At 33.0% G+C, this 14,740-nt stretch carries 6 protein-coding genes; 5 read left to right on the forward strand and 1 reads right to left on the reverse strand.

Annotated features, from left to right (window positions below; all coding sequences use genetic code 11):
- The first annotated feature begins 466 nt into the window (after nucleotides 1-466).
- The 5 genes from GXK57_RS12790 to GXK57_RS12810 all read left to right on the forward strand — a co-directional run bounded on the left by GXK57_RS12790 (nucleotide 467) and on the right by GXK57_RS12810 (nucleotide 14,172).
- Nucleotides 467-1,456, forward strand: a complete 990-nt coding sequence (locus GXK57_RS12790) for a polysaccharide deacetylase family protein (RefSeq protein ID WP_160676798.1) — start codon at nucleotides 467-469, stop codon at nucleotides 1,454-1,456.
- 273 nt (nucleotides 1,457-1,729) lie between these two features.
- Nucleotides 1,730-2,686: a glycosyltransferase family 2 protein gene (locus tag GXK57_RS12795; protein WP_160676801.1), complete on the forward strand. Its 957-nt coding sequence runs from the start codon at nucleotides 1,730-1,732 to the stop codon at nucleotides 2,684-2,686.
- A gap of 26 nt (nucleotides 2,687-2,712) precedes the next feature.
- Entirely contained in the window at nucleotides 2,713-5,055 is a 2,343-nt protein-coding gene (locus tag GXK57_RS12800; RefSeq protein WP_160676804.1) for a glycosyltransferase family 39 protein, read from the forward strand.
- A gap of 303 nt (nucleotides 5,056-5,358) precedes the next feature.
- Nucleotides 5,359-6,474, forward strand: a complete 1,116-nt coding sequence (locus tag GXK57_RS12805; RefSeq protein ID WP_160676807.1) for a response regulator — start codon at nucleotides 5,359-5,361, stop codon at nucleotides 6,472-6,474.
- Between the two features lie 336 nt (nucleotides 6,475-6,810).
- The gene (locus tag GXK57_RS12810) at nucleotides 6,811-14,172 is read left to right on the forward strand and encodes an immunoglobulin-like domain-containing protein (protein WP_160676810.1); all 7,362 of its coding nucleotides are present in this window, start codon (nucleotides 6,811-6,813) and stop codon (nucleotides 14,170-14,172) included.
- 170 nt (nucleotides 14,173-14,342) lie between these two features.
- Here GXK57_RS12810 and GXK57_RS12815 read toward each other — a convergent pair whose 3' ends face one another.
- Nucleotides 14,343-14,738 (reverse strand): DUF1259 domain-containing protein, encoded by a 396-nt coding sequence (locus GXK57_RS12815; protein WP_160676813.1) that lies wholly within the window; start codon nucleotides 14,736-14,738, stop codon nucleotides 14,343-14,345.
- Nucleotides 14,739-14,740: the final 2 nt, after the last annotated feature.

Genomic DNA, 14,740 nt, shown 5'->3' on the forward strand with positions numbered 1-14,740 from the left:
TTAGTAAGGTAATCCTCCTTTCTTTAAGGTAGTTTAAGAAAAGTGTAAAAGATAAGTTAATTGTTACGAATGTGATGCGACAGTACTACATATAAGAGAATATGTTTTAATTGTGCTTGTAAATAGTTAGAAAATTAAGAATTTTATAAACTAATTATAACATAATATGTTAATAAGTGTATATAAAAATTAAAATTAATTTATTATATTTCTAGTGTTATTTGAAAAGAGATGATTTGTAATTATAGATGTACCACTTCAATCTAAAAATATAAATCTTACTATGAATTAGAACATCTATATAAAAAGTACATTAACAAGTTTTTTACGAATAAAGCATAGGTAATAATCATATCAATGTATAGAAATAAAGTTGAGAATAGCTTTTGTTGTACCTTAGTAAAAGTTATACTTCTGGCAATTATGATTACTCTCAGATTAGTAAGATAATAGATTGGGGGAACCTATGTTGAAAAAAAAGAAAGCTAGTAAGAATGTATGGGTAAAAAGACTAACTACTATAGTATTTATAATGTTAATTATAATGTCTTCAAGGTTTACTGAATTAAGTAATATGAGTGATAATAACAAGAACATAGATAATGGACAAGCTAGTATACATAATCAGCAACTAAATATAGATGAAAAATTACCTAATAAGAGTATTGATACGATAAAGAAGATAAACAATGAAGAAGGGCAGTTAGAAGTAAGAGCTAAAGCAGGAAATCCAGTATATAAAGTCATGACTGAAAAGTATGAATCTACAAGAGAGATAAATAAGAATAGCTTTGATGCTTCTAAGATAGAAGACCTATTAACGAAGCATATTAAAATAGAAGATGGAAAGAAGACTGCATTTCTAACCTTTGATGATGGACCTTCTACAACTGTAACACCTGAAATTTTAAGAGTTTTGAAGGATAACAATATAAAGGCAACGTTCTTCGTTATAGGAAAACAAGTAGAGGACACTCCAGAGGCTAAGCGTATTCTGCAGGATATATACCATGAAGGGCATGCAATAGGCAATCATACTTACTCACATAATTATTCCAAGCTTTTTCCTAGAGGTAGAGCAGATGCAAATACCTTTATTGCGGAGGTAGAAAAAACAGATCAAATACTTAAAAGTGTATTAGGACAAGATTTTAATACAGATATAGTTAGGTTTCCGGGAGGACATTGCTCTTGGAAGGGGACAGAGGAGTTGGATAAGCGTCTAGCTGAAAAAAACTATAAATATATAGATTGGAATGCCTTAGTAGGAGATGCTGAAGGTGGTCCAAAGACTAGAGATCAACTTATCAAAAGATATCACCAGACTTTTGTAGGGCAGCAGCAGGTAGTGCTACTAATGCACGATACTTACGGTAAGAAAAGCACAGCTGAGGCTCTTCAATATATAATAACTGATTTGAAAAATAAAGGTTATGAATTTAAGACTATTAGCTAATTAATGGAGATGCATAATTTCACTAGAATAGTGAAGTTATGCATCTTTTTATTTTGAACGTACTTAATAATAGTTTTGAAATAAAGCAGTTATGAGTAATTTGTTATATGACAAAGTTATCATAATGCTACTATTTTCAATAAATGTTTTTGTATTAGCTTTCACACAAAGTTCACATTTTATTTTGATATTAGTTAGATTATTTATTTCTATAATTTTAATCAAGGAAGCAGAGATTAATAAAATCTCTTACGTATTGTTGAGGTGATTAAAATGAGTAAAGAGACTATTTATTCTGTTGTAGTACCTTTGTACAATGAAGAATTAGTGATTAGTGAAAGTTACAGAAGATTGAAGTTCGTAATGGATAAAACTGAAGAGTGTTACGAGATTATATTTATAAATGATGGCAGTAAAGATAACACAAGAAGAATAGCTGAAGATATATGCAAAAGAGATGACAATATAAAGCTTGTAAATTTCTCAAGAAACTTTGGACACCAGGCGGCGATAACTGCAGGTATGAATATAGCAGAAGGGCAGGCAGTGATAGTTATTGATGCCGATCTTCAAGATCCACCAGAGGCTATACTGAACATGATAAAGAAGTGGAAAGAAGGCTACGAGGTTGTCTATGGGAAAAGAGCAAAAAGAGAGGGAGAGACATTTTTTAAGAAGTTTACAGCAAAAATCTACTATAGGTTATTAAAGAGTATGACAAATGTTGATATACCTGTAGACACAGGAGATTTTAGACTTATTGATAGGAAAGTATGCGATGCATTAAACTCACTGCCTGAAAAGAATAGATACGTAAGAGGACTTGTGAGTTGGGTTGGTTATAAGCAAATTTCAGTTGAATTTGAGAGAAGTGAAAGGTTTGCGGGAGAAAGCAAATACCCGCTAAGTAAAATGCTTAAGCTAGCCTTTGATGGTATAACTTCATTTTCTTTTAAGCCGTTGGTATTTGCAAGTTACATTGGTGCATTAATGACTTTTGTGGGAGTAATGTCACTTATTGGCCTAATTTTAAGTGATATATCAACTCATTCAAACGTATTAAGCTTAGGACTTATATTAACTATAAACATAATGATGTTTGGACTTGTATTCTGTAGCATAGGAATAATTGGACAGTATATAGGAAGAATTTTTGATGAAAGTAAAGATAGACCTATTTATATAGTAGAAAGCACAATAAATTATGATAATGCAAATAAAGTGCATTAGCTCGTTAAATTAGGGGAGGATTAGACATGAAAAAGATAAAAGCTACTAAGGAAAATATAGCTTTAGTTTTAATAACAATATTATCAGCAGTACTTAACTTATGGAACTTAAGTATTGAGGGAACAGCCAATTCTTATTATGCAGCAGCAGTAAAGAGTATGACCATGAGTTTTAAGAATTTCTTCTTTGTATCCTTTGATCCAGCTGGGTTTGTAACTATAGATAAGCCACCTTTAGGATTCTGGCTTCAAGCTATATCAGCGAAGATTTTTGGGTATAGTGGGTGGAGTATAATATTACCTCAAGCTCTTGCAGGAGTTATATCTGTGGTATTAATATATCACATAGTTAAGAGAAGTTTTGGAAGTGCAGCTGGTCTTATATCAGCCTTAGCATTAGCAATAACACCAGTATTCGTTGCAGTAAGCAGAAATAATTCAGTTGACAATACCCTTGTTATGGTACTTTTATTAGCATGCTGGGCACTAACGGTGGCAGCTGAAAAAGGGAAGCTTAAATATCTTATATTAAGTATGGTTTTAGTAGGTGTAGGCTTTAATATAAAGATGCTACAAGCATATATGATAGCTCCATCACTTTATATAACATATCTTCTTTCAACTGCAACTTCAATAAAGAAGAGAATAATAAACCTGATAGTAAGTACTTTTATACTTATAGCAGTTTCTTTATCCTGGGCAGTAGTTGTAGATTTAGTACCTGCAAGCAATAGACCATATGTGGATAGCAGTACTAACAACACTGTTATGGAACTTATAGTAGGGCACAATGGATTAGAGAGAGTTAGTTTAAGTAGCAGTAGCAACGGAAATGGTGGTCCAGGAGGTGGAACTGGCAGAAAAGGAGAACGACCTTCAATGCCACAGGGTAATTCAAATTCATCTTCAGGAACAACCAACAATCAAAGTGGAAATACTACAAATTCTACACAAAACAACCAAGGTGAAAATACTTCAAGCAGCAATAATCAAGGTGCCGATAGTAATGATCAGGACGGCAATGGTCAGATGGGGCCAGGAGGAAATGGACAGTTTACACCGCCAAGTGGAGGTATGGCACCAGGAGGTAACATGCAAGGTGGAGGAGGAATGGGCGGAAGCTCAGGACTACAAGGATCTTTCGGAGGTCAAACTACCTCTAGCATAACAAGATTATTTTCAAAGAACATACTTTCAGATCAAATAGTTTGGTTTATACCACTGGCTATATTTGGATTCCTAGCAGCTGCTATCAAGGAAAAGTTAAGCTTCAAATTAGACAACGATAAAAAACAACAACTAGTTCTATGGGGAATGTGGTTCTTGCCAGTGTTTGTATACTTTAGCTTTAATACCGGAACTTTTCATCCATACTACTTAACTATGTTAGCGCCACCAACAGCTGCTTTAGCTGGAATTGGAATAACTTATATGTGGAAGATGCATAAAGAAGGCGGATGGAAATCTTGGTTCCTGCCAATAGCACTTCTTGCTAATGGATTGGCTCAAATGCTTATGCTTTACTACTTTGTAGATACCTCAAGCATAATAAAGATATTGGCAGCAGTAGTTATAGTATTATGTTTTGGCTCTTCAATAGTACTTCTAATATTGAACCTTATGAACACAGGTAAGAAGGAATTAGAAGATGAAGCTAGCAGTAAAAAGCATAGCAAGGTGCTTAAGTTAAAGAAAGTTTTAGTGAGTTTAGCAGTAGCAGGTCTTATGGTGACGCCTTTTGTAGGGTCGGCAGCAACTTTGGTTTATCCTGTAAACAACTCCTTCCCAGCAGCAGGCTTAGAGCTTTTATCTGGAAGTTCATCAGGAGAAGGAATGATGGGTAAAGGTATGGAAAACAGCAAGGATTCATCTTTAGTTAGCTTCTTAGAAAAGAACAAAACAGCTAATCAAAAATACTTACTTGTTGTAGCTAATGCAAATTCAGCATCTGAGATAATAATTCAAACTGGAGAGCCTGTTATGGCAATAGGTGGCTTCTTGGGCAATGATAAATCAATCACTCTAGATCAATTTAAGGAATTGGTTAAGAAGGGTGAAGTAAGATATGTAATGACTGGTGGAATGGGTGGTGGAGGAAACTCAAGTGCTAGCAGTGAAATAATGAGCTGGGTACAACAAAATGGTACAGTAGTTTCTTCTAGCGAATACAGTAGCTCTACCGATGAAAATGCACCGATAGACAACAATTCTACTGTTGATCAATCAAGTAATTCAAAAGCTAGTAGTGAAAATAACAGTGCTTCATCAACTCAAGATGACCAGACTAGTCAAAGAGATGGAGGTTTTGGAAGAAACTCTGGAACTCTATATGACTTAAAAGCGTATACAGATAGCGTGTCATCAAAATAATATAAAGAATATAGTGACATAATAAAAATAAAACATACATGTAATAGCAGTAAATTGCTACTTGCATGTATGTTTTTTTGATGTTTTAGCATATATTCTGACATGAATCATAGTAATTACTAAGTATTTTTCAGATAATAATTTGGCGCCATTAATGTAATTTATAAAAATTTTAATGGGCTATATGAAAAAATATGTCTAATAGTGTAAGAAAATGTTAGTATATAATAAGGTAGAAAGGTAAGCTTATCTACAATATAATAAATTACTAAATTACATGCTATGATTTTGGAGTACAAAGGGATGAAAATACTAATTGCAGATGATGAGAGTTTAGCGGTAGAATTACTTAAAATGATATTGAGTGATTTTGAATTTGTGGAGCTAGTTGGGGCGTATACTGATATTATTAAAGCTATTGAGTTTACAAGACATAATGAGGTTGATGTTGTATTTTTAGACATAGAAATGCCTCAGATTACAGGAATTGATGCAGCTAATGCCTTTAGGAACATTAACCCTGATATAGAAGTGGTTTTTGTAACAGGTCATAGCAAGTTTGCAGTAATGGCTTATGAAATAGATGCCATAGACTATATATTAAAGCCAGTATCAGAGTCAAGAGTTGAGAAAACCTTAGAGAGGATAAATCGTAAAGTTAATTTAATCTCAAGTATCTCCTACAGGAGATTAAAATCAATAAGATGTTTTGGAGACGTAGGTATTATCTTTAATAAAGGTACAAATGATAATGTAAAGTGGAGGACTTCAAAGACTAAAGAACTATTTTGTTTTTTAGTCCATAACCGAGATACTATGGTTTCAAGAAATAGAGTATTAGAAACTTTATGGCCATATATGAGCAAAGATAAGGCAGCAGCCTTATTATCTACAACAATTTATAACATGAGACAACTTATAAAAAACTTAGAGATTGATGATTACTTCGAGTTTTCAAGTAAGGGGTATAAGTTCTTAACTAATAATGTTAAATGCGATTTTATTGAGTTTGAGGAAGTTATAAGTAGTTTTGATGAAGTTGATAATAACAATATTAATGCTCTAGAGGATGCTATAAAGTTATATATTGGTGATTATTTCGAAGATAATGATTTTGTATGGGCGATTTTTGAGAAGGAAAGGTTAAAAAACTTATATATTAATACTTTGAAAAAGATGGCTTATTATTATGTTAATAAGACAGATTATAATAAGGCCTTAGTTAGCTTAAAAAGTATACTAATCAAAAATCCGCTTCTAGAAGAAGTTAATGAACTTGTTATGGAAGTTTACGCCTTAATGGGAGACTTTAAAGCGGCGGAGAATCAATACAGAAGTTATTATGATATTTCTATGGAGGAACTTGGCATTGAGCCAAGTCTAAGAATGAAGAAGTTATTATATGGATTGTTTCGATAATTTACAAGAGCATTACTATAATTTGATATTAAATATCAAGTTACAGTAGTGCTTTTTTACTATCTAGAAAGTTATGTTTTTTAATTAAGTCTAATAAGGCCAAGGCTTTGGATTAGCTGTTTGGAGCCAACATTAAAAGATAATGTTATGTAGCTTGCCATAGTTTTCTAATATACATTGCTAAAGTCATATCCGCAAAAAGTTCTGATGAAGGAGGTCACTTTATCAGAAAATTTAGTTGCTTTTTCATATGTTTAGATTTTGTTTAGATGAAGTTGATAAAATTTATGTATTAATTATATTTTTTGTAAATTATTAAATGGGGGGAGAAATATTATGAAGAAAAGACTTAAACCAATAAGTGTCTTTTTAAGCTTCTTATTTGCTTTTCAGATTATTTTATCAAATGCAAGTACTGTTGCTTATGCACTTACAAATCAATTGATAAGTTTTGCTTATCAAGATTTCAATGCCTTAGCTAAGAACAATATGCTTACCTTACAAAGTGATGCAGCACTTGTAAATGGACAAATAAGACTTACTAGAAACGCTGGCAATTTAGCAGGAAGTGCTTTTTATAAGCAAAAGGTTTCGGTAGCTAATGATAAATCCTTTAGCTCATTCTTCACTTTTCAGATGAAGAGCACTGGGTCAAGAGCAGACGGAATAGTATTCGTACTTGATACAAATACAAATAGTATAGGATCTACTGGAGCAGCTATAGGATATGGAGGTATTCAAAATAGTATAGGTATTGAATTTGATACTTATCAAAATACTGGCTATTATGATGTAACAAAAACTGCAAACATGAATGATCCTGACAATAATCATATAGGCATAAATGTAAATGGTAGTCCTGTATCAGTAGCTTCCAAGAGCTTAGGACCATTGGGGATAGATTTAGCTGATGGTGCTACCAAGTATGCTTGGGTTGACTATAAAGGAGATACTAATCAGTTGGAGGTCAGAATAAGTAAGACTAATTCAAGACCAGAACTACCAACACTAGCTTATACAATAAATCTATCTCAGACTCTAGGGTCTAATGAAGTTTACTCTGGCTTTACAGCAGCAACTGGTGGAAGTTATGAAGAACATGACATAGTATCGTGGTATTTTGATTCAAAATATAATCCTATAGATACCACTAAAAATACATATATATCAGCACCTACAACTGTTTCTGTTTCTGCGACACCTTCTACAGCGGTTACTAATAATAGTACTGTAAATATAAATGTAAAGAATGCAGATGGAAGTAATGCTGCCAATATACCCGTTACTCTTACTGCTGACTACGGAACATTAGACAGGTATGAGGTTATAACAGATGGCAATGGAAATGCTACAACTATATTTAATAATAGTAATTATAGCCCAGGAAATGCTGTAATTAAGGCAGTAGCTCAAGGAGGAGCGTATAATTATTGTACTATTAGTTACACAGGGGTTCCTAGAATAAGTAACTTCACCAAAAATGGTGTTGGAGATACATTAATGAACTTTACTAAAAATGATTTTTCAGTAACTTATACTGGAATGTTTAGTAGTTTGACTAGTGTAATAATTAAGTCACTTCCAGACAATGGTGTACTTGTTTATGATGGAATACCTGTAGGTGTATCACAAGAAATACCTATTTCATACATAGACAAGTTAACCTTTATGCCTAATAAGTATTGGCATGGAAATACATCATTTAACTGGGCAGCTAGAGGTTCTCAAGGAGCTATCTCTAATACAGCTATAGAAACTTTGGCTATTTCAGCTGTAAATCACGCACCTGAAACACCAGAAGGGTTTACAACAAGTCTTTTTGATCAGCATCATAAAGCAGGGGATATTGTAAAACTTAAATGGGCAGCTTCCGTTGACCATGATAATGATCAATTAACTTATGTTTTAGAATATGGTGATGGGGAAAATTGGAGTCAAATATATTCTGGTAATGCTTTAGAGTATAATTATACATTACCTAGTGGATATTCATCGCAATTCTCAATGTTTAGAGTAAAAGCAGTGGATCCAGGTAAGCTAGAATCTGGTTATACATATTCGGAACCATTTGCACAAGATAGCGAAAAGCCTGTTATTAGATTAATTGGAATGCAGTCTAGAACAATACAAGTTGGATTAACCTATACGGAAGAAGGTGCTACTGCCTTTGATAATTTCGACGGAGATTTGAATGATAAGCTTGTTAAAACAGGATCTGTTGATACCAGCAAGATAGGCGATTATGCTATTACATATACTGTGTCTGATGCTGCAGGAAACACTTCTACTGTAGTAAGAGATGTTCATGTAATAGATATAACTAAGCCTATAATATCCTTAAAAGGTGATTCAGACGAGACATTGGAAGTTAATCATGATTACATAGAAAAAGGTGCAACTGCCACTGACAACTACAATGGAGATGTTTCTAAGGATATAGCTATTAGTGGAACTGTTGATACTCATAAGCTTGGTGATTATGTTATATCTTATGATGTTAAGGACTCATCAAACAACAGTGCAGACACTGTAAAAAGAACTATACATGTAGTAGATACAACTAAACCTGTTATAACTATCAATGGTGACTCTGAAGTAACTTTAGAAGTTCATAATGACTATGTGGATGCAGGTGCTGTGGCAAGTGATAATTATGATTCGGAAATTGCTTCAAGACTTTCGGTAACAGGAACAGTTGACCCAGATAAGCTTGGAGATTATACGATTTATTATAACGCAAAAGATGGATCAAATAATACCGCTGACACAGTAAAAAGAATAGTGCATGTAGTAGATACAACTAAGCCTGTACTAAGTATAAATGGTAAGAAAGATATTACTGTAGAAGTTCATAGTAATTATTTGGATGAAGGTGTAACAGCTGAAGATAATTATGATTCTGATATAGCATCAAAGGTAATAAGATCTGGTGAAGTTAATACAGACAAGCTTGGAGATTATGTTATATCCTATGATGTTAAGGACGCTTCAAATAACGTTGCTACTACAGTAAAGAGAAACATACATGTGGTAGACACTACGAAACCTACTATTAGTTTAGTAGGAAAGTCTGATATAACCTTAGAAGTTCATAGTTTATATGTAGATCTAGGGGCTGTTGCAAGTGACAACTATGACAATGAATTAAGTTCAGCAATAGATGTAAATGGAAACTTAAATACGGATAAGCTTGGAGATTACACTATAGCTTATAATGTGAAAGATAGCTCAGGAAATAAAGCAGATACAATATTAAGAACTATCCATGTAGTGGATACAACAAAGCCTGTTATAAAGTTAAAAGGTGAGGAAAGCCAAACTATAGAGGTTCATAAGAGTTATGAAGAAGCTGGATTCATGGCTAATGATAATTATGACAATGATTTGACTTCTAAGGTTTTAGTTTCAGGAGCAGTTAATACAGATAAGCTTGGTGATTATACTTTAAGTTATGATGTTAAAGACAGCTCAAATAACTCTGCTATAACTTTAAAAAGAATAGTACATGTAGTAGATACAACAAAACCTGTAATTACCTTAAAGGGTGAAGCTGATATAAATGTTGAAGTTCACAAGAGTTATACTGATGAAGGGGTAAGTGCAACTGATAACTATGATAATGATATAACTCCAAATGTAACTACTAGTGGAAAAGTTAATGCTGATAAAATTGGACAATATGTTATAAGCTATGATGTTAAAGATAGCTCAGGTAATGTCGCTGATACAGTAAAAAGAACTATACATGTAGTAGATACTACTAAGCCTATTATAAGCTTAAAGGGAGAAACCGATAAGACTATTGAAGTACATAATTCATATGTAGACCCAGGGGCTACTGCCGCTGATAACTATGATGAGGATATAACCTCTAAGATAACTAAAACTGGAGAAGTAAATACAGATAAGGTTGGAGATTATAGTATAAGCTATGATGTTAAGGATAATTCAAATAATGCTGCAGATACAGCTAAAAGAGTTATACATGTAGTTGATACTACCAATCCTATAATAGCCTTAAAAGGTGATTCAGATGAGATTCTAGAAGTTAATCATGATTACGTAGAAAAAGGTGCAACTGCCACTGATAATTATAATGGAAATATTTCTAAAGATATAGTTATTAGCGGAAGTGTTGATACTCATAAGTTAGGTGACTATGTTATAACTTATAACGTAAAAGATGAAGCTAACAATAGTGCTAGCACTGTAAAAAGAATAGTACATGTAGTAGACTCAACTAAACCTGTTATAACTGTCAAAGGTGATTCAGAAGTAAGTTTAGAAGTTCATAATGACTATGTGGATGCAGGTGCTGTGGCAAGTGATAATTATGATTCGGAAATTGCTTCAAAGCTTTCGGTAACAGGAACAGTTGACCCAGATAAGCTTGGAGATTATACGATTTATTATAATGCAAAAGATGGATCAAATAATACCGCTGACACAGTAAAAAGAATAGTGCATGTAGTAGATACAACTAAACCTGTATTAAGTATAAATGGTAAGAAAGATATTACTGTAGAAGTTCATAGTAATTATTTGGATGAAGGTGTAACAGCTGAAGATAACTATGATTCAGATACAGCATCAAAGGTAATAAAATCTGGTGAAGTTAATACAGACAAGCTTGGAGATTATGTTATATCCTATGATGTTAAGGACAGCTCAAATAACGTTGCTGCTACAGTAAAGAGAAACATACATGTGGTAGATACTACGAAACCTACCGTTAGTTTAGTAGGAAAGTCTGATATAACCTTAGAAGTTCATAGTTTATATGTAGATCTAGGGGCTGTTGCAAGTGACAACTATGACAATGAATTAAGTTCAGCAATAGATGTAAATGGAAACTTAAATACAGATAAGCTTGGAGATTACACTATAGCTTATAATGTGAAAGATAGCTCAGGAAATAAAGCTGATACAATATTAAGAACTATCCATGTAGTGGATACAACAAAACCTATTATAAAGTTAAAAGGTGAGGAAAGCCAAACTATAGAGGTTCATAAGAGTTATGAAGAAGCTGGATTCATGGCTAATGATAATTATGACAATGATTTAACTTCTAAGGTTTTAGTTTCAGGAGCAGTTAATACAGATAAGCTTGGTGATTATACTTTAAGTTATGATGTTAAAGACAGCTCAAATAACTCTGCTATAACTTTAAAAAGAATAGTACATGTAGTAGACTCAACTAAACCAGTTATTACTCTAAAGGGTGATGCTGAGCAAACAATAGAAGTTCATAGTAAGTATGTAGATCCTGGAGTAACTTTAATTGATAATTATGATAATGACATAAATTCAAAATTAGTGATTTCGGGAGCGGTTAATACTGATAAGCTTGGAGATTATACAATAGTTTATAATGTTAAAGACGGATCAGGTAATACTGCTGATACAGTAGCAAGAACAATTCATGTAAAAGACACAACAAAGCCAGTTATAGATATAGTAGGAGATTCAGTCGTTACAGTTGAAGCTCAAAATACTTATACTGATAGTGGTGCTACTGCTACTGATAACTATGACAGCAATCTTACAGCAAGTATTAAAGTTAAGGGATCAGTTGATACTAATAAAATTGGTGAATACACCATATCATACGATGTGTCTGATTTATCTGGCAATAAAGCCGATACAGTTAAGAGAACAGTAAAAGTTGTAGATACGAAAAAACCAATCATAGAGATGAAGGGTGATTCTGATATAACTTTAGAGGTAGGAACTGAATACAAAGAACAAGGTGCCACTGCTAAGGATAACTATGATGGAGATATAACTGGTAAGATAGTTATGGATAGCAACATTAACACAAATGTTAAAGGAAACTATTTTGTAAAATATAATGTTATGGACACAAGTGGTAATGCTGCAAAAGAAGTTGTAAGAAACATTCATATTATAGATAAAATAGAGAGTATTACCCTATCGGGTCAAGTATTTAAACAGGAAGATAATTCGTTAATTGCAGGCGCAGATATAAGTCTTTATGATTTAGAAGAAAAACTTATATACAAAACTACTTCTGATTCAAAGGGGATTTACTTATTACCTAATGTTAAGTTAGGTCAGTATATATTAGAAGCTCATGATAGTAATAACAACGTTACATCAGTGCAAATTGATGCTAAACCAAACAGCGTTTTGGATACTACTATGAAAAAGGATATAGCTCTAGTTAATTACAAGATAGAGATGGATTCTAATCCAAATACAATAGTTGGAGATGGTGTTTCAACAACGAAGCTTAGCGTAGTTGTTAAGGACAAGAATGGAAACACTCTAAAAGGTCTAAAGGTTGATTTTGATGCATCAAAGGGTAGCTTCCCTAATGGAAACTCAGCTGTTACAGATAACAATGGTACAGCTTATGTAGATTATAAATCTGATAAGATAGAAAGCACAACAAGTGAAGTTATACCTGTAAAGGCTACTATCACAGATGCTAAAAATGGATTAAGCACAAGCAGACAGATTCTTGTAACCTTTGAACCTGGAAGTATTCAAGGTATCGTTGTGGACAATGAAACTGGAACTCCTATAAGTGGAGCAGTAATTGTTGTTTCTAAGGACTTCAATAATGATGGAATAGTAGACTTCTATGCTAAAATGGTTACTGATGAAAGTGGAAAGTATAAGATAGCAGTACCTAAAGGTAATATTAGCTATGATGTTAATATTACAAAGCCAGTAAAGATAGGCGATACTGTGCAATTAAAGACTTTTAAACAGAATTGTGTTGCCGGCGACATAAATGGAGATAAAAAGGAAACTTATGCTTCAAACAATACTGTAGCTGGACTATTACTTACTAAAGATACTAATGGAAAAACAAGTGTACTTACATCTTATAATGGTTTAAGTATGGCTGTGTTTGACAGTTCTAAGACTGATGTAAAAAAAGGACAAGATATATCAAATGTTAAGCCAGAGATGCTAGCAAACATAGATAGTAGTCAAAATGGAGGAGCATTCCAGGCTGAAGGACTTTCTGTTGGGAAGGAATATGTTTTAGCAGTTTACTATACTTTTCCTAGTGGTCAAAAGTTAATTGTGGGTACAGCAAGTGTTAATGTAGCAGAAAGTGGACAGATTAATATAACAAATGTATTAATTGACCCATATGGAACAATCACTGATAGCGCTACAGGAAAAGCAATTGATGGAGTACATGTTGTACTTTACTATGCAAATACGGCTAGAAATATTGCTCAGGGAATAAAGCCGGATACAATAGTAAATCTGCCAGAAGTTAAGGGCTTTAAACCAGCAGACAATGCTAATCCACAAGAAAGTACTGTAGATGGTGAATATGCATTTATGGTATTCCCAAATACAGATTATTATGTAAAAGCAGATAAAGCTGGTTATGATACATTTAAGAGTCCTACTATATCTGTAAATAATGAAATAGTAAGATTTGATGTGACCATGAATAAAACTACTAAACCTGTGGTGCCTACAACACCAGATAAAAGTGAAGTAGTTAAAGATACACCAAATACAGTTGTAACTAACAAAGCTGGTACAGATAAAACTATAACACCGGTTAATACACCAGATAAAGCTGTTAAGCAAACTAACCTTCCTAAGACAGGTGGTTTAGTAGATTCTAATCTGCTATTTGTTATAGGAGCAATTGTTATTGTTATCGGTGGAGTTGTACTAGCAAGAAGAAAAAGAAGATAAGAGTATATATTAGAAATTACTTTTAAAGAATTATAGCTATAACATAAATATATTAAGAGGTTGAAGTTAGATGTAAAAATCTATGCTTCAACCTTTTTAATATATTATGCTTAAATAAACTTAAACCTCAAATATTTCTATCACATTTATTTGTATATAGAAGAGGTAATCTATTTTAAAACTCTAAGAGCTTCAGCTACTTTCTTGGCAAAAGCTAAGGGATAATCTATAGATTCAAAGTGAATATACATGAGTCTTGGGTCCTCAAACAACCAGTGATTGTGTAAGGCTGTTACCATTATTCCATGCCTTCTAAGAACACTGATAAAATCATTAATTTCTTTTTGTAAGATAACTGTTTCACCTAGGTTAAGTGCTTTACCTTCTCTATCCATAGATTCGAAAGAGAACAGGGCAGATAGAGCTAATGGTGAATGAGTTGGTCTTCCTAGTATTTCTGCATCTATATCTCTCATAAAGGTTACAGTACACAATCTCCTATTAGATACTAAGATTTCTGCACCAAGAGTTTTAGCAAATTCTTCACAAAGATTGCATTTTTCCATAG

The organism is Clostridium sp. C8-1-8 (assembly GCF_009928445.1).
Taxonomy (GTDB): Bacteria; Bacillota; Clostridia; order Clostridiales; family Clostridiaceae; genus Clostridium_AR.

Excerpts from the sequence above, each read along its gene's own strand:
- GXK57_RS12790 (WP_160676798.1), top strand. The coding sequence starts at position 467 with ATGTTGAAAAAAAAGAAAGCTAGTAAGAATGTATGGGTAAAAAGACTA.
- GXK57_RS12795 (WP_160676801.1), top strand. The coding sequence starts at position 1,730 with ATGAGTAAAGAGACTATTTATTCTGTTGTAGTACCTTTGTACAATGAA.
- GXK57_RS12800 (WP_160676804.1), top strand. The coding sequence starts at position 2,713 with ATGAAAAAGATAAAAGCTACTAAGGAAAATATAGCTTTAGTTTTAATA.
- GXK57_RS12805 (WP_160676807.1), top strand. The coding sequence starts at position 5,359 with ATGAAAATACTAATTGCAGATGATGAGAGTTTAGCGGTAGAATTACTT.
- GXK57_RS12810 (WP_160676810.1), top strand. The coding sequence starts at position 6,811 with ATGAAGAAAAGACTTAAACCAATAAGTGTCTTTTTAAGCTTCTTATTT.
- GXK57_RS12815 (WP_160676813.1), bottom strand. The coding sequence starts at position 14,738 with ATGGAAAAATGCAATCTTTGTGAAGAATTTGCTAAAACTCTTGGTGCA.